At 70.7% G+C, this 16,188-nt stretch carries 13 protein-coding genes; 9 read left to right on the top strand and 4 right to left on the bottom strand.

What is annotated here, in order from left to right; translation table 11 throughout:
• The first annotated feature begins 131 nt into the window (after positions 1–131).
• The 7 genes from MMR14E_RS04800 to MMR14E_RS04770 all read left to right on the top strand — a co-directional run bounded on the left by MMR14E_RS04800 (position 132) and on the right by MMR14E_RS04770 (position 9,961).
• Positions 132–677 carry a Spy/CpxP family protein refolding chaperone gene (locus MMR14E_RS04800; RefSeq protein WP_331313057.1) on the top strand — a complete coding sequence of 182 codons (546 nt, stop codon included), beginning with the start codon at positions 132–134 and terminating at the stop codon, positions 675–677.
• A 92-nt stretch (positions 678–769) separates the two neighbouring features.
• The gene (locus tag MMR14E_RS04795; RefSeq protein WP_331313056.1) at positions 770–2,530 is read left to right on the top strand and encodes an ABC transporter ATP-binding protein; all 1,761 of its coding nucleotides are present in this window, start codon (positions 770–772) and stop codon (positions 2,528–2,530) included.
• Positions 2,531–2,645: 115 nt separating this feature from the next.
• Positions 2,646–3,734, top strand: coding sequence for a branched-chain amino acid aminotransferase (locus MMR14E_RS04790; protein ID WP_331313055.1), 1,089 nt, complete (start codon positions 2,646–2,648; stop codon positions 3,732–3,734).
• 231 nt (positions 3,735–3,965) lie between these two features.
• A complete protein-coding gene (locus tag MMR14E_RS04785; RefSeq protein ID WP_331313054.1) occupies positions 3,966–5,771 on the top strand; it encodes a hypothetical protein in 1,806 nt (601 codons plus the stop codon).
• A 134-nt stretch (positions 5,772–5,905) separates the two neighbouring features.
• Positions 5,906–7,192 carry an oxalate/formate MFS antiporter gene (gene oxlT / locus MMR14E_RS04780; protein ID WP_331313053.1) on the top strand — a complete coding sequence of 429 codons (1,287 nt, stop codon included), beginning with the start codon at positions 5,906–5,908 and terminating at the stop codon, positions 7,190–7,192.
• Between the two features lie 145 nt (positions 7,193–7,337).
• On the top strand, positions 7,338–9,083 hold the full coding sequence (gene oxc / locus MMR14E_RS04775; protein ID WP_331313052.1) for an oxalyl-CoA decarboxylase: 1,746 nt from the start codon (positions 7,338–7,340) through the stop codon (positions 9,081–9,083).
• A gap of 182 nt (positions 9,084–9,265) precedes the next feature.
• Complete coding sequence (locus tag MMR14E_RS04770; protein ID WP_331313051.1) at positions 9,266–9,961, top strand: esterase; 696 nt, start codon at positions 9,266–9,268, stop codon at positions 9,959–9,961.
• 3 nt (positions 9,962–9,964) lie between these two features.
• Here the strand turns inward: MMR14E_RS04770 and MMR14E_RS04765 are convergent, their stop codons facing one another.
• The 3 genes from MMR14E_RS04765 to MMR14E_RS04755 form a co-directional block, all read right to left on the bottom strand.
• Positions 9,965–11,143, bottom strand: coding sequence for an HPP family protein (locus tag MMR14E_RS04765; protein WP_331313050.1), 1,179 nt, complete (start codon positions 11,141–11,143; stop codon positions 9,965–9,967).
• Between the two features lie 82 nt (positions 11,144–11,225).
• A complete protein-coding gene (gene frc / locus MMR14E_RS04760) occupies positions 11,226–12,476 on the bottom strand; it encodes a formyl-CoA transferase (protein ID WP_331313049.1) in 1,251 nt (416 codons plus the stop codon).
• Between the two features lie 55 nt (positions 12,477–12,531).
• Positions 12,532–13,005, bottom strand: coding sequence for a PAS domain S-box protein (locus tag MMR14E_RS04755; protein ID WP_331313145.1), 474 nt, complete (start codon positions 13,003–13,005; stop codon positions 12,532–12,534).
• 393 nt (positions 13,006–13,398) lie between these two features.
• Between MMR14E_RS04755 and MMR14E_RS04750 the strand changes: the two genes are divergently transcribed.
• Together MMR14E_RS04750 and MMR14E_RS04745 are read left to right on the top strand one after the other, a co-directional pair.
• On the top strand, positions 13,399–14,052 hold the full coding sequence (locus tag MMR14E_RS04750) for an ABC transporter ATP-binding protein (protein WP_012322467.1): 654 nt from the start codon (positions 13,399–13,401) through the stop codon (positions 14,050–14,052).
• 140 nt (positions 14,053–14,192) lie between these two features.
• Positions 14,193–15,434: a capsule biosynthesis protein gene (locus tag MMR14E_RS04745; RefSeq protein WP_331313048.1), complete on the top strand. Its 1,242-nt coding sequence runs from the start codon at positions 14,193–14,195 to the stop codon at positions 15,432–15,434.
• 39 nt (positions 15,435–15,473) lie between these two features.
• Here MMR14E_RS04745 and MMR14E_RS04740 read toward each other — a convergent pair whose 3' ends face one another.
• Positions 15,474–16,070 carry a hypothetical protein gene (locus MMR14E_RS04740; protein ID WP_331313047.1) on the bottom strand — a complete coding sequence of 199 codons (597 nt, stop codon included), beginning with the start codon at positions 16,068–16,070 and terminating at the stop codon, positions 15,474–15,476.
• Between the last annotated feature and the right edge of the window lie 118 nt (positions 16,071–16,188).

Raw genomic sequence — 16,188 nt, 5'->3', positions numbered from 1 at the left:
AGTCCCGTCGCGCCTGCCACTAATGTAACATTGTTACATACACAAGCGGGATACACGGCGGGTGCCCTATGCGCGGCGTTGGGTGCCGTCGCGGGCCGCGGCGACATCCCGAGCGTGAGACGGAGAATTCCATGTCCCGACGTTTGACGACGGCCATGCTGGTGAGCGGGGCCCTCGGACTGGGGCTCGCCGGCGCGGCCGTTGCGCGCGATCACGGGGCCGACGGTTTCCGCGGGCACGGGCGCTGGAGCGCGCTGACGCCCGAGGACCGCGCGGCCTTCACGGATGCCCGCATCGCCGCCCTGCATGCCGGGCTGAAGCTCAACGCCGACCAGGAGAAGCTGTGGCCGCCGGTGGAGACGGCGATCCGCGACATGGCCAAGCTGCGCCAGCAGCGGCGCGAGGCGATGCGCGACCGGCCGAAATTCAGCGACGACGCCCCGGCGGCGCTCCGGGCGATGGCGGACGCGGCGAGCGCGCGGGGCGACGCTTTGCGCAAGCTCGCGGACGCGTCGCAGCCGCTCTACGCCAGCCTCGACGCCGATCAGAAGCGGCGCGCCATGATCCTCGCCCGGCCGATGGGCCCGATGGGCGGCCACGGAATGCGGGGCGGCTGGCACCGCGACCGCGGTGACGATCATGACGACGATCGCGGGCCGCGCGGCGACGACCGCTGAGCAAAAGCCTTGATCCGCGGCGGCGGCGGCGGCAAACCGCTGCCGCCGCGCATCCTGCCGAAGGGCGGCACTGATCCGACCCGGTAGGTCTCATGGCGCGCCTTCCCGGCGACACGGCTCCCCTCCTCGCCCGGCTCTGGCGCACCTGGCTGTACCCGCACCGGGCCACCCTCGCGGTGGTGCTGGTGCTGATCGCGCTGGTGGGCGCCTCGACCGGGCTCTACCCGGCGCTGATCAAGGCCGCCTTCGACGCCTTCGACCGCAAGGATGCCGCCGCCATCGCGTACGGACCGCTGGTGGTGATCGTGGTCACGGCCACGCGCGGCTTCGCCCTGTACGGACAGACGGTGCTGACCAACCGCGTGGTGACCCGGGTCGAGGCCGACATGCAGGCCGCGCTCTACGGGCACCTGATCGATTCGGACCTCGCCCAGCTCGGCCGCGAGAGCCCGGCGGCGCTGACCCAGCGCTTCACCACCGACTTCGCCTTCATCAAGGAGGCGCTGACCCGCATCTCGACGGTCCTGCTCCGAGACATCGCGATGCTGATCGGGCTCGTGGCGGCGCTGATCTGGATGGATCCGGTGCTGACCCTGGTGGCCGGCGTCACGGTCCCGTTCGTTGCCGGGCCGATCGGCCGGATCGGCAGGAAGCTCCGGCGGGTCTCGACCTCGACCCAGGAGCAGATGGGGGCCACCGCCAGCCTGATCTCCGAGAGCCTGCAGGGGGCGCGGGTCGCCAAGACCTTCGCCATGGAGAGCTACCTCAAGGGCCGTGCCGCCGCCGCCCTCGACGAGGTGCGCCGCCTCAAGATGAAGGCCGCCAACGCCCGCGGCCGCCTCGACCCGCTCCTGGAGATCGGCGGCGGCATCGCGGTGGCGGGCGTGCTGGTGCTGGTCGGGCAGCGGGTTCTCGCCGGGGAGAAGACGGTCGGCGACTTCACCGGCTACGTGGCGGCGCTGCTGCTGGCCGCGCAGCCGGCCCGGGCGCTGGGCAATCTCAACGCCATCCTGCAGGAAGCCGCCGCCGCGCTGCGGCGCTACTTCGACGTGATGGACGAGGCCCCCACGATCCGCGAGACGCCGGATGCCCCGCCGCTGGCGATCGCGGGCGGCGCCGTCGAGTTCGCGGACGTGCGGTTCCGCTACCGGCCGGACGCGCCGGCGCTGGAGGGCATCGACCTCGCGGTGCCGGCCGGCTCCGTGACGGCGCTGGTCGGGCGCTCCGGCTCGGGCAAGTCCTCGCTGCTCAACCTCGTTCCGCGCCTCTATGACGTCACCGGCGGCGCCGTGACCATCGACGGCCAGGACGTCCGGACCGTGACGCTGGCCTCGCTGCGCGCCGCGGTCGCGGTGGTCTCGCAGGAGGTCGTGCTGTTCGACGACACGATCGCCGCCAATATCGGCTTCGGGCGGCCGGGTTCGACGCGCACGGAGATCGAGGCGGCCGCGGAGGCCGCAGCGGCCCACGGCTTCATCTCGGCCCTGCCGGAGGGCTACGGGTTCCGGGTCGGCTCGGGCGGCGGGCGGCTCTCCGGCGGCGAGCGACAGCGGGTGGCGCTGGCCCGCGCCTTCCTCAAGGACGCGCCGATCCTGCTCCTCGACGAGGCGACCTCGGCCCTCGACTCCGAATCGGAGCGGCTGGTCCAGGCGGCGCTGACCCGGCTCATGCGTGGCCGGACGACCCTGGTGATCGCGCACCGGCTGTCGACGGTGCGCGAGGCCGATCAGATCGCCGTGATGGACGCCGGCCGCGTGATCGAGATCGGGCAGCACGACGACCTCCTCGCGGCCGGCGGCCCCTACGCGCGCCTCCACCGGTTGCAGCTGTCGGAATCGGCGACCGCCGAGTGAGCCGCCACGTGGCCGGCAGGGCGACTCGCATATGCGGCGACGCCGTCATGCGCCGGCTCCGTAGATTCGCGCGCCGGAGCGCGCCATAAGGGCCTCAGTCGATGAGGACCACACCGTGAGCGACCTGACGTTCGAGATCCAAAGTCATCCCGCGCCGCGGACCGCCGAGGAGCGGGCCGCGCTGATGGCGAATCCAGGCTTCGGCAAGGTGTTCACGGACCACATGGTGGTGGCGCGGTACACGGCCGGCCGCGGCTGGCACGACGCGCGGATCCAGGCCCGCGAGGCCATCCCGCTGGATCCCGCCGCCGCGGTCCTGCACTACGCGCAGGAGATCTTCGAGGGTCTGAAGGCCTACCGCACCGCCGACGGCGGCGCGGCCCTGTTCCGGCCCGAGGCCAACGCCCTCCGCTTCCGCCGCTCGGCCGAGCGCATGGCGATGGCGCCGTTCCCCGAGGACGCCTTCGTGGAGGCCATGCGCAGGCTCGTCGAGATCGACCGCGCCTGGATCCCCGACACGCCGGACGGCAGCCTCTACCTGCGCCCGTTCATGATCGCCAGCGAGGCCTTCCTCGGTGTCAAGCCGGCCTCGGAATACCTGTTCGTGACGATCGCCTCGGCGGTCGGCTCGTACTTCAAGGACCCGACCGGGACCGTCACCGTGTGGGTCTCGGAGCACTTCACCCGCGCCGCCCCGGGCGGCACGGGCGCGGCCAAGTGCGGCGGCAACTACGCGGCGAGCCTCGCGGCGCAGTCGGAAGCGGCGTCCCAGGGCTGCGAGCAGGTGGTGTTCCTGGACGCGGCCGAGCGCCGCTACGTCGAGGAGCTCGGCGGCATGAACGTGTTCTTCGTGTTCGAGGACGGTACGCTGGTGACGCCGCCGCTCTCGGACAGCATCCTGCCCGGCATCACCCGCGACTCGGTGATCACCCTGGCCCAGGAGGCCGGCCTGACCGTGAAGGAGGAGCCCTACACGATCGACGCGTGGCGCGCCGACGTGCGGGAGGGTCGCCTCACCGAGGCCTTCGCCTGCGGCACCGCCGCGGTGATCACGCCGATCGGCACCGTGAAGGGCCGGGAGGAGAGCTTCACCATCGGGACCGGCAAGGCCGGCCCCGTGGCCCAGCGGCTGCGCAGCCTGCTGGTGGACATCCAGCGGGGCAATTCCAATGACGCCCATGGCTGGTTCCAGAAGATCTTCTAGGGCTCTTCGCCCGGCCGCGGCGGCGCGACCGGCGTCGGGACGGCCGGGCCTGCCTCCGGGACCCGGCAGGCGCCCGTGCCGGCCCCGTCCCGATCTGCCGGAGCGCGCAGGCTTCGACCTGGGTCTGCGGCCGGCCGCGCGGTCGCCGGACGCTTCCGGCACCGCCGTGCGTTCCCGCGGCGCGAGGCGATCCGACCGGAACGACCGATCCGCGACGCGGCGGACGCCCGCGTGACGGACGCCGCGATCCTCGCTCCCGACATCCCCGTCGGTCCCTGGAACCCGGGCGTCCGGTCCGATCTGCCGTCCGCGTTCCTGCCTCTGGTCACCGTCTACAGGCCGGAACACGTCGAGACGCCGCTCCGCGACGCCCTGGACCTGAGCGATCTCTGCGGGCTCCCCGCCCGCCAGCTCACGCGGTTCCGGGCCGGCCGCCTCGTCGTCCACGAGGTCCTGATCCGGGTCATGTCGGACCTGTCCGTGCCGGTCGGCGCGGTCTACGCCGATCTCGGCGTGAACTTCCGGGCCATCGTCGCGACGATCCTGCGCGAGGGAATCGAGCCCCGCCTCGGCGAGATCGAAGCCGCCCTCGCGGGCCTCCGCGCCGAGGCCGACACGGTGCTCGCCCGCGAGGTCGCCGCGATCCTGGACGAGCGGCCGGCCCCGCCGCCGCCGGAGCCGCGCTGGTTCGACCGGCTCCTCGGGCGGCGGCCCGCGATCATCGAGGCCCCGCGCGAGGATCTTCCGACCCGCGCCCTGCGCCACCTCGAAACCTGGCAGCGGCGCGCCGCCGAGGCCGGCGACGCCCTGGAGATCGCCGCCTGCGAGGCCCTGCGCGCCGTCGTGTCCGGCCTGATCGCCCGGCAGAACACCGTCATCCGCGACGCGGCCCTGCTGCGGACGATCGCGGGGACGCTCGTCTCGAACGGCTACGGCAGCCGCCGCATCGGCGAGCAGATCGAGCCCTGGATCGACGCGGTCGTGGAGGCGCAGCGCTACCGGCGGCTGGCGCCGCAGGATCATCCGGTGGTGATGAACGTGAAGGGCGCCTCGGCGTCCGGGAAGAGCACGATACGTCCCTACCAGCTCGGCCTCGCCAGGCGCCTGGGCATGGCGTGGTCGGACTTCGCGGTGATCACCCCGGATGTCTGGCGCAAGTACCTCCTCGACTATGACAGCCTGGGCGAGGCCTCGCGCTATGCCGGGACGCTGACCGGCTACGAGGTCGAGATCATCGACATGAAGCTCGACCGCTACGTCACCCGCAAGGCGGCGGAGCGGCGGATCTCCAACCTGCTGATCGACCGGTTCCGGTTCGACAGCTTCCAGGCCGAGGCCGGCTCGGACGGCGGCGGCCAGCTGCTCACCCGGTTCGGAGACCGGGTCTACATGCAGTTCATGGTCACGCCTCCGGCCGACACCGTGGAGCGGGCCTGGAAGCGCGGCGAACTGTTCGGCCGCTACAAGGCCGTGGAGGACCTGCTGGCCCACAACGTCGAGGCCTATACCGGGATGCCGCGCCTGTTCTTCAACTGGGCGCTCGCCCGCGACAAGCAGGTGGTCTGCGAGTTCCTCGACAACAGCGTGCCGCTGGGCGAGCGCCCGCGCACGATCGCCTTCTGGGCGGACGGCATCCTCAACATCCTCGACGTGAAGGGGCTGATCGACATCGACCGCTTCCGGAAGGTCGACATCTTCGCCCGCGGCCCCGAGGCGGTGTTCAAGGGCGCCGACCTCTCGGCAGCCGCCAACACCACCTTCCTGCGGGACTGCCTGCGCCGGATGGCCACCGTCCGATTTGTTCAGGCCGAGACCGGACGGGCGATCCTGCGACTCGACCGCGGACGCATCACCGCGCTGGATCCGGACACCCTCGCGGCGGTGAAGGCGGGCCCGGACTGGGAGGCCGCCTGCGCGGTCATCGGCTTCCCGGCCGATCCGGGCCCGATCTCCATCCTGGAGGAGACCCTGCACCCGGCGGACGCGCCGACGCTCGGCGCGTGGGGCCCGATTCCTGCAGCGGGGCAAACGGAATAATATCGCCGCCCTGACAGTTCATCCCGTCCGTCTCACGCTGGTATATTGCATACCTAGAACGGATGTGCATGATCGTCGGTGCATGAGAGACGCCGCCATAGCAAGGCCGCGCCGCCCAAGAGAGAGGCTCAGGGATGGAACGCCAGGATTCGCCGTCGGCGAAATGGTGGCAGCTCGCCTTCGGCGTGATCTGCATGGCCATGATCGCCAACCTTCAATACGGTTGGACATTGTTCGTGGACCCGATCGATCAGCGCTACCACTGGGGTCGCGCGGCGATCCAGCTCGCGTTCACGCTGTTCGTCGCCACCGAGACCTGGCTGGTCCCGGTCGAGGCGTGGTTCGTCGACCGCTACGGTCCGAAGATCGTGGTCGCCTTCGGCGGCGTGATGATCGCCCTAGCCTGGACGATCAACGCCTACGCCGACAGCTTGGCGATGCTCTATCTCGGCGCCGTCATCGCCGGCATCGGGGCGGGCTCGGTCTACGGCACCTGCGTGGGCAATGCGCTCAAGTGGTTCCCGCACCGCCGCGGCCTTGCCGCCGGTGCCACCGCGGCCGGCTTCGGCGCGGGTGCCGCCATCACGGTGGTGCCGATCGCCCGCATGATCGCGTCGAGCGGCTACCAGGACGCCTTCCTGTACTTCGGCATCGGTCAGGGTGTCGTGGTCCTCGCGCTCGCCTTCCTGCTGCGCAAGCCGTCGACCAACACGCCGGTCCAGCGCAAGAGCACCCGCCTGCCGCAGACCAAGGTCGACCGCAGCCCCCGCGAGGCGGTGCGCACCCCGGTCTTCTGGGTGATGTACGCCATGTTCGTGATGGTCGCCTCCGGCGGCCTGATGGCGGCGGCGCAGATCGCCCCGATCGCCCACGACTTCCAGGTAGCCGGCGTGCCGGTGAGCCTGTTCGGCCTCCAGATGGCGGCCCTGACGCTGGCGATCTCGCTCGACCGGATCTTCGACGGGTTCGGGCGACCGTTCTTCGGCTACGTCTCCGACAACATCGGCCGCGAGAACACGATGTTCATCGCGTTCTCGACGGCGGCTCTGGCGGTGATCGTGCTGCTGACCTACGGGCACACCCCTATGGTCTTCGTGCTGGCCACCGCAGTGTATTTCGGGGTCTTCGGCGAGATTTACTCGCTGTTCCCGGCGACCTGCGGCGATACGTTCGGCTCCAAGTACGCGGCCAGCAACGCCGGCCTGCTCTACACCGCCAAGGGCACCGCGGCCTTCCTCGTCCCCTTCGCCAGCATCCTGTCGGCGGCCTACGGCTGGTCAGCGGTGTTCACGCTGATCATCATCCTCAACGTGACGGCGGCGGCGATGGCGATGTTCGTCCTGCGCCCGATGCGGGCCCGCTACCTCGCCACGGAGGAGCAACCCGCGGCGCTCGGCGCCCAGCCGATCCGGGCGGCCTGACCGGCCCCCGCCCCACGACGTCGCGCGAGCGATGTCCGACCGTCACGGATCCCCCGCCCGCCCCCTGTTCGGGAGCGCGGGGGATCCCCCAGCCAGCCGGCGCCGAGAGCCGCCCGTACACACCGATCCTCCGGGAGAAACCGTGATGACCGCAGTCGCCAAGATCGTCCACACCGCCCCCGAGGTCGAGGCAGAGCCCGAGCTGACCGACGGCTTCCACCTCGTCATCGACGCGCTCAAGCTCAACGGCATCGAGACGATCTACGGTGTCCCGGGGATCCCGATCACCGACCTCGGCCGCATGGCCCAGGCCGAGGGGATGCGGGTGATCTCGTTCCGCCACGAGCAGCACGCCGGCAACGCCGCGGCGATCGCGGGCTTCCTCACCCAGAAGCCGGGCATCTGCCTCACCGTCTCGGCCCCGGGCTTCCTGAACGGCCTGACGGCGCTCGCCAACGCCACCACCAACTGCTTCCCGATGATCCTGATCTCGGGCTCCTCCGAGCGCGAGATCGTCGACCTGCAGCAGGGCGACTACGAGGAGATGGACCAGCTCGCCATCGCCAAGCCCCTGTGCAAGGCGGCCTTCCGCGTCCTGCACGCCGCCGATATCGGCATCGGCGTCGCCCGCGCCATCCGCGCCGCCTGCTCGGGCCGGCCGGGCGGCGTCTACCTCGACCTGCCCGCCAAGCTGTTCTCCCAAGTGATGGACGCCGAGGCCGGCCAGAAGTCGCTGGTCAAGGTGATCGATCCGGCGCCGGCCCAGCACCCCGCCCCCGAGGCGATCGCCCGGGCGCTGGAGGTCCTGAAATCCGCCAAGCGGCCGCTGATCGTGCTCGGCAAGGGCGCCGCCTACGCCCAGGCCGACGCCGCCATCCGTTCGCTGGTCGAGACCAGCGGCATCCCCTACGTGCCGATGAGCATGGCCAAGGGCCTCCTGCCCGACACCCACCCGCTCTCGGCCGGCGCGGCGCGCTCCACGGCGCTGAAGGACTCGGACGTGGTGCTGCTGGTCGGCGCCCGGCTGAACTGGCTGCTGTCGCACGGCAAGGGCAAGAGCTGGGGCGAGCCGGGCTCGACCAAGTTCATCCAGATCGACATCGAGCCCCGCGAGATGGACTCGAACGTCGAGATCGTCGCCCCGGTGGTCGGCGATATCGCCTCCTGCGTGCAGGCGCTGCTCGACGGCATGGGCAAGGGCTGGCAGCAGCCCCCGTCCGACTGGATCGAGACGCTCAAGAGCAAGCGCGAGGCGAACGTCGCCAAGATGGCGCCCAAGCTCATGAGCAACGCCGCGCCCATGAACTTCCACGCCGCGCTCGGCGCGCTGCGTACCATCGTCAAGGAGCGGCCGGACGCGATCCTGGTCAACGAGGGCGCCAACACCCTCGACCTCGCCCGGGGCATCATCGACATGTACCAGCCGCGCAAGCGCCTGGACGTCGGCACCTGGGGCATCATGGGCATCGGCATGGGCTTCGCCGTCGCGGCCGCCGTCGAGACCGGCAAGCCGGTGCTCTGCGTGGAGGGTGACAGCGCCTTCGGCTTCTCCGGCATGGAGGTCGAGACGATCTGCCGGTACGGCCTGCCGGTCTGCATCGTGGTGTTCAACAACAACGGCATCTACCGCGGCACCGACACGGACCCGACCGGCCGCGACCCCGCCACCACGGTGTTCGTGCCGGATTCCCGCTACGACAAGATGATGGAGGCCTTCGGCGGCGTCGGCTACCACGTCACCACGCCGGACGAGCTGACCCGCGCGGTCAACGAGGCGATGAACTCGGGCCGCCCGGCCCTGGTCAACGCCGTCATCGACCCGGCCGCCGGCAGCGAGAGCGGCAACATCGGCAGCCTGAACCCGCAGAGCGGGATCAAGAAGAAGAAGTGAGGCCGAGTCCCTCGCGGGATCTCTGACACCACACCATCGAAGCCGGGCTCGCGTGTCGAGCCCGGCGCTCTGCTTTAGCGAGAACGGCGGCGCGGTCCAGTTCCGCGCCGAGCGCGTGGACGGCTTCGCCGCGCTCGCCGTGACGGCGCCGGATCCGTCATCCGTTCGGTGACGGTGCATCCATGATCGACCCCGACCTCGCCGGCCGCCTGCACTTCCGCCACCGGCTCCCGACCGAGGAGCCCCTCCCCCAGGGCCGGCACGACCTCGGCCTCTTCGCCGAGCGCGACGCGGTGCTGGTCGTCCCCGACGGGCTCGATCCGCGCCGCCCCTGCCCGCTCGTGGTGCTGTTCCACGGCGGCGGCGGCAGCGCCGAGCGCATCCTGCCGATGCTGGAGGCGCACGCCCGGTCCGAGCGCTTCCTGCTCCTCGCACCGCAATCCCTGTTCCCGACCTGGGACGTCGTCATCGCCGGCCACGGGCCCGACCGGGAACGCGTCGCGGCGGCGCTGGCGCACGTCGCCGACCGGTTCCTGCTCGATCCGCAGCGCCTCTGCTTCGCGGGCCACTCGGACGGCGGCAGCTACACCCTCTCCCTGGGGCTCGCGAACGGCGACGTGGCGCGCCACCTGATCGTCTCGTCGGCCGGGTTCCTGTCGGTACACATGCAGGTCGGCGCGCCGCGCATCTTCCTGTCGCACGGGACGCAGGACGAGCAGATCCCGATCGACCGGAGCGCCCGGGTCCACGTGCCGGCCCTGCGCGAGGCCGGCTATCCGGTCACCTACGTCGAGTATGACGGCCCGCACGCCCACCAGCCGGACGTGGTGGCGCAGGCGGTCGCGTTCTTCCTGGCGGATCCGCCCGACGGCACCTGAGGCTCAGGCCAGGGCGGCCCGGGACGGCGCGCGGGCGCGGATCGGCGCCTCGGGCGCCTCGGCCTCGGACAGGAGCGCCGGGATCAGGTCGGTCTGCGAGACGATCCCGACCAGGCGGCCGTCGGCGTCGACCACCGGAAGGTGGTGAAGGCCCGCCTCCGACATCCGCGGCACCAGCGCAGCCACGGGCGTGTCGGGACCGACCGGCTCGACCGCGCTCATGATGTCGGCCGCGCAGCCGTGGGGGGCACGGCCGCGCTCGGCGGTGAGGCGCAGGCGGCGGCCGAGGCCGAGGCGCGGCCCGCTCCGGTCCCAGGCGGCCTTGTCGAGGAGATCGGTCTGCGTCACGATTCCGAGGATGCGGGCGCCCTCGTCGGTGACCGGAAGCGCCTTGATCCGGTGACGGCGCAGCAGCCGCATGGCCTCGGCGAGCGGCGCGTCCGGCGCCACGGCGATCACGTCGCGCGACATGATCGCCGCGCAGGTGATCGGGCCCGAGCGGCGCCCGTAGACCCGCATCTGCACGCGCCGCAGGATCTGCTCCAGGTCGCTCCGGTCGACGTCGAGCAGCTGGTCGAAATCCTCCAGCGCGGCGTCGAGGTCCGAGGCCCGGAAGCCGACGCGGGCTTCCGAGGGCGGATCGGCCGTCCGGGGCCCGGCCGGGCGCAGGTGCGGATAGGTGCGCCCGGTGAGGTTGTTGAACAGCAGGGCGGTGGTCAGCAGCAGCAGCGAGTTGGCGGCTACCGGCCAGAGCACGAAGCCGTAGCCCAGCTCCCGGATCGCCGGGCCGCCGAGGACCGCCGTCAGCGCCACGGCCCCGCTCGGCGGGTGCAGGCAGCGCAGGGCCATCATCAGAGCGATCGCCACCCCGATGGCGCAGGACGCCGCCACGAACGGGTCGCCGATCCAGGCCGCCGCCGTGACGCCCACGAGTGCCGCCACGATGTTGCCGCCGAGGATCGACCAGGGCTGCGCCAGGGGGCTCGCCGGCACGGCGAAGAGGAGCACCGCCGAGGCGCCCATCGGGGCGATCAGCACCGGCAGCGCCTCGGCCGGGACGGAGGCACGGCAGACGAAGCCGGTCGCGAGGATGCCCACGAGGGCACCGGCGGCGGAGCGCAGGCGCTCGCGCTTGCTGACCGGGGTCAGCTCCGGCAGGAACCGGCTGAGGAACGCGCGCATCGGGTCCGGGGCTCGCACATGAAAAGGACGGCGCCCGTGAGCGCCGTCCTGTCTCAGGAACGCTGAGGTCGGGCGGTCTCTATCAGACCGCGCGGGCCTCGTGCATCGCCCGGATCTGCTCCTGGGTGTAGCCCAGGTCTGCGAGCACCTCATCGGTGTGCTCGCCCAGCAGCGGCGACGCCTTCACCTCGACCTGCATGTCGGAGAACTTGATCGGGCTGCCGACGGTCAGGTACTTGCCGAGCTTCGGGTGGGCGACCTCGACGACGGTGCCGCTCTCGCGCAGGGACTTGTCCTCGGCGATCTCCTTCATCGACAGAACCGGCGCGCAGGGGATGTCGTAGGTGCGCAGGATGTCGACAGCCTCGAACTTGGTCTTGTCGGCGAGCCACTCCTCGATCGTCTTGAAGATGTCGAAGATCTTGTCCTGGCGGGCGCGGGGGGTGTTGTAGCCCGGATCGCTGATCCACTCCTCCTTGCCGAGCGCCTTGCAGATCGGCGCCCAGGCATGGCCCTGGATCGTGAAGTAGATGTAGGCGTTCGGGTCGGTCTCCCAGCCCTTGCACTTCAGCACCCAGCCCGGCTGGCCGCCGCCGCCCGCGTTGCCGCCCCGCGGCACCACGTCCGAGAACTCGCCGTGGGGATACTGCGGGTACTCCTCGAGGTAGCCGAGGGCGTCGAGGCGCTGCTGGTCGCGCAGTTTCACGCGGCAGAGGTTGATCACCGAGTCCTGCATCGACACGGCGACCTTCTGGCCCTTGCCGGTCTTGTTCTTCTGGTGAAGCGCCGTGAGGATGCCGATGGCGAGGTGCATGCCGGTGTTGGAATCGCCGAGCGCGGCGGCGCTGACGGTGGGCGGCCCGTCCCAGAAGCCCGTGGTCGAGGCGGCACCGCCCGCGCACTGGGCGACGTTCTCGTAGACCTTCAGGTCCTCGTAGTGGTGGCCGTCCGAGAAGCCCTTCACCGAGGCGAGGATCATGCCCGGGTTCAGCTCCTGGATGCGGGCCCAGGAGAAGCCCATCCGGTCGAGGGCGCCGGGACCGAAATTCTCGACCATGACGTCGGAATCCTGGATGAGCTTCTCGAGGACTTCCTTGCCGGCCTGAGTCTTGGTGTCGAGGGTGAGCGAGCGCTTGTTGGAGTTCAGCATCGTGAAGTAGAGCGCGTCCGCGTCTTCGACGTGGCGCAGCTGGGTGCGCGTGACGTCGCCGGCGCCAGGACGCTCGACCTTGATCACGTCGGCGCCGAACCAAGCGAGCAGCTGCGTGCAGGCCGGGCCGGCCTGGACGTGCGTGAAGTCGATGATCTTGATGCCTTCCAGCGGCTTGCTCATTGGGCGTTCTCCCTGTGCGGTTTGGTGATCGGAACCTTCGGATCGTCCGGCGGGCTCAAGGCGCCCGGCGGGTCGGATCCGAGGAAGCTTCGAGTTCGGCGACGCGCTGGCGCAGGCGCTTCTCCTCGGCCCAGCGCTCGGTCTCGTCACGGATCACGGCGACGATCCCGGTCACGTGGTCTGAGGCGTCCCGCACCATCCCCACCGTGAAGGCGATGGAGAGCTGGCGGCCGTCCTTGTGGAGCGCCGGCACCCTCAGGGTCTCCGCCCCGTAGCGGGTGACGCCGGTGCGCATGGTCTTGGCGTAGCCGTCCCAGTGGCGCCGACGGTGCCGCTCGGGCGTGATCAGATCGAGCGTCTGGCCGAGCGCCTCGGCGGCGGTGAAGCCGAAGATGCGCTCCGCGGCCGGGTTCCAGACCGTGATGGCGCCCTCCGGATCGGACACCACCACGGCGTCGCCGATCGCCTCGGCCAGTCCGTGGGTTGCGGAGGAACCGGGCGCGGCCAGCGTCGGCCCGGTCTCGGTCATGGGCGCCACCCGGCCTGCGGCGCGGATGAGTGTCGGGTCGCGGCAGTCCGGCGCCTTGTCATGGGGCGGCCCTTCCTGAACGTCACGCGCGGGAGCGGCGTTAAAATTCCTGTCCCGCATCCTTGAAGGGCCGTCACCCGCCCTCTTCGGTTGGTATTTGGTATGCCAAATGGAGAATGGCGTCAACCGGCGGGGTGACAGGTGGAACTTTTCTTCAAGCCCGCGATCCCGATCCGGATCGGACCGGACTCCGAGCGAGCGCCGCCCGTCCGTGGCCAGGCAGCCCAGCGAGGCGGCCATGTCCTTCTCAGATTTGCCGCTTTCGGCGAGCAGGAGGTCGTCGTCAGACAGCTCGGACCGGCGGTTCGGCACACCGCCCTGGAGACCATCTCGGTGATCCGTTTCGAGAAAGTCAGCAAGGTCTACCGCACGGAAGGTCACCGGCGGACTATCCTGGAGCAGGTGTCGTTCACCCTGAAGCCGGGCGTGTCCTACGGCATCCTCGGCATCAACGGCGCAGGAAAGTCGACCACGATGCGGCTGATCGCCGGCACCGAGGACGCGACGCGCGGCCGGATCCACCGCGGCCTCCGGGTCTCCTGGCCCCTCGGCTTCGCCGGCGGCTTCCACCCCAAGATGACCGGGCGCGACAACGTCACGTTCGTGGCGCGCATCTACGGCGAGGATCCGCGCAAGGTGCTCGACTTCGTCGAGGACTTCTCGGAGCTCGGAAGCTACCTCGACGTTCCGATCTACACGTACTCGTCGGGCATGGGCGCGCGACTCGCCTTCGGCATGAGTATGGCGATCCCGTTCGACTGCTACCTGATCGACGAGATCACCTCGGTCGGCGACGCGCGGTTCTCGAAACGCTGCGACGAGGTGTTCTCGCAGCGCCGGAAGAACGCCGACATCATCATGGTCTCGCACTCCATGGAGACGATCCGCCAGTGGTGCACGCAGGGGCTGGTCCTGCTGAACGGTCGTGCGATCATCTACGAGGACGTGAACGACGCCATCGAGGTGTACAGGCGCCTCAACGCCTGACCGGCCCGGCAGCGGCCGGACCGCGACGACATGCTTTTGCCGCCTCGCCGTGCGAGAGACGATCGCGGCGCCGCGTGCGGCGCGGTCGGGATCCCGGTGACGGATCGACCTTCGAGGCCGGGGAGGCCGGGAATCAGACCATGAACATGGAGATCCGGAAGGCCGAGGGGCAGCCGGTCACGCCCGCGGACCGCCAGCAGGCTGTCAGCGAGTCGCTGCGGCAGATCGCGCGCATGTCGCGCTTCGCCGATCGCAAGAAGGGCATCCGGTCCTACCAGGCCGACGCCAAGAACGATCCCTGGATTCCCATCCTGTTCGTCGTCTGCTTCCTGCTGCCGACGCTCGCCGGAGCGGTCTATTACGGCCTGATCGCGTCGGACCGCTACGTCACCGAGGCGCGGTTCGCGATCCGGCCCGCCATCGGCTCGGCCGATAAGACGTCCACGGACACCGGCGGGTCGAATTCCGGCATGGCGAGCCAGATGGTGGCGCAGGACACGCTGATCACGCGCGAGTTCATCCTGAGCCGGCCGATGCTGGAGCTCCTCGAAGCGCAGTTGCCGCTGCGCCAGTGGTTCAGCAACGAGTCCATCGATTACTTCTCGCGATTCGATCCGGAGAAGCCGATCGAGAAGTTCGTCCGCTACTGGAAGCGGCGCGTCGACGTCGAGGTCGAGGCCGGATCCGGCATCCTGTCGGTGGAGGTCGAGGCCTTCGATCCCCAGGAATCCCTCGCCATCGCCAGGGCCGTCATGAAGGAGGCCGAGCGCAAGGTGAACGACCTCAGCGTCAAATCGCGCGAGGATGCAGTCGCCGAGAGCACCCGGGAGCTGCGGCTCGCCGAGGAGCGCATGACCAAGATCCGCCTCGCGACCCGCGACCTGCGCAACCGCGAGGGTGTGCTCGACGCGCAGAAGACCAACGACATCAACGTCAAGATGATCGCCGAGATGCGGGCCTCGCGGATCAACCTCGCGCTCCAGCTCGCGATCGGGCAGCGTGACCTCGGGCCCGACGCGCGCCGGATCATCGACATCAAGCAGCAGATCAAGGACCTCGACGACAACATCGCCCGGATCGAGCGGCAATCCGCCAGCCAGGATCCGGAGCAGAAGCGCCTGCTCTCGGACGCGTTGACCAAATTCGAGGTCCTGGAGAACGACCGCAAGAACGCCGAGAAATACTATCAGCAGGTGCTGACCGCCCACGAGCGCGCGCGCATCATCGCGGCCCGGCAGATCGAGTTCTTCAGCCCGATCGTCGAGCCGGTGAAGGCGGAATCCTCCACCGAGCCGCGGCGGCTCCTGATGATCGGGCTCATCACCGCGGGGGCGGGCGTCCTGTTCGGCGCCGCGATGTTCGCCCGGAAGATGATGGCCTGACGACCGCAGCCGGGACTCACCCGGGACAACTCGCGATCCTCAGCGGCCGGGCCCGGCACCCCGCTCTCCGGCCGCCGGGCCGATCGTGCCGCCGGTCCAGCCCTGCGCCCGCCAGCCCTCGGCGCGCTCGTCGAGATCGATCGACCCCGCGTGGTCGAGGATGGACAGGACGCGCTCGGCCCGGGATTCGTCGGCGCGCACCGTCACCAGAGTGCCGCCCCGGCGCACGCCCTCGGCGTAGGTCTCGGCCTCGTCGGCGCTGAGGCCCGCCGCCGTCAGGCCGCCGATCAGGCCGCCCGCTGCGGCGCCCACCCCGGCCCCCGTCACGGTGGCGACGAGCCAGCCCGCCGCCACCACCGGACCGAGCCCCGGTATCGCCAGGAGACCCAGGCCCGCGAGCAGGCCGGCGCCGCCGCCCAGCACCGTCCCCACCGTGGCGCCGGTGCCGGCGGAATCGGCGGCGTCCACTGGACGGGCAACGGCGGTCCCGGCCGATGGCGGCGGGGCCCCGGGCTCGTCGCGATTCGCGATGATGCTGATGTCGGCGTGGGGGATACCGGCGGCCTCCAGCCGGTCCACCGCACCCGCGGCGGCATCGTAATCGTCGAACAGGGCGGTCAGGGCGCGCAGGGCCATCGAACTCTCCCGGGATTGGCGGGCCTGGGCCCGGCGACGTGACGACGGGGCGGGCGGCCCGGACGCGGGCTCGGTCGGGTCGACGCTCTCACCGTCCGATCAAGCGATCGCGGCGGCC

The sequence above is a fragment of the Methylobacterium mesophilicum genome (assembly GCF_036441335.1).
Taxonomy (GTDB): Bacteria; Pseudomonadota; Alphaproteobacteria; order Rhizobiales; family Beijerinckiaceae; genus Methylobacterium; species Methylobacterium mesophilicum_B.
The sequence above is the reverse complement of the archived record's forward strand: the minus strand, read 5'-3'. Positions and strand labels throughout refer to the sequence as shown.

Excerpts from the sequence above, each read along its gene's own strand:
- MMR14E_RS04745 (WP_331313048.1), top strand. The coding sequence starts at position 14,193 with ATGAACATGGAGATCCGGAAGGCCGAGGGGCAGCCGGTCACGCCCGCG.
- frc (WP_331313049.1), bottom strand. The coding sequence starts at position 12,476 with ATGAGCAAGCCGCTGGAAGGCATCAAGATCATCGACTTCACGCACGTC.
- MMR14E_RS04800 (WP_331313057.1), top strand. The coding sequence starts at position 132 with ATGTCCCGACGTTTGACGACGGCCATGCTGGTGAGCGGGGCCCTCGGA.
- oxc (WP_331313052.1), top strand. The coding sequence starts at position 7,338 with ATGACCGCAGTCGCCAAGATCGTCCACACCGCCCCCGAGGTCGAGGCA.
- MMR14E_RS04740 (WP_331313047.1), bottom strand. The coding sequence starts at position 16,070 with ATGGCCCTGCGCGCCCTGACCGCCCTGTTCGACGATTACGATGCCGCC.
- MMR14E_RS04765 (WP_331313050.1), bottom strand. The coding sequence starts at position 11,143 with ATGCGCGCGTTCCTCAGCCGGTTCCTGCCGGAGCTGACCCCGGTCAGC.
- MMR14E_RS04770 (WP_331313051.1), top strand. The coding sequence starts at position 9,266 with ATGATCGACCCCGACCTCGCCGGCCGCCTGCACTTCCGCCACCGGCTC.
- MMR14E_RS04755 (WP_331313145.1), bottom strand. The coding sequence starts at position 13,005 with ATGACCGAGACCGGGCCGACGCTGGCCGCGCCCGGTTCCTCCGCAACC.
- oxlT (WP_331313053.1), top strand. The coding sequence starts at position 5,906 with ATGGAACGCCAGGATTCGCCGTCGGCGAAATGGTGGCAGCTCGCCTTC.
- MMR14E_RS04795 (WP_331313056.1), top strand. The coding sequence starts at position 770 with ATGGCGCGCCTTCCCGGCGACACGGCTCCCCTCCTCGCCCGGCTCTGG.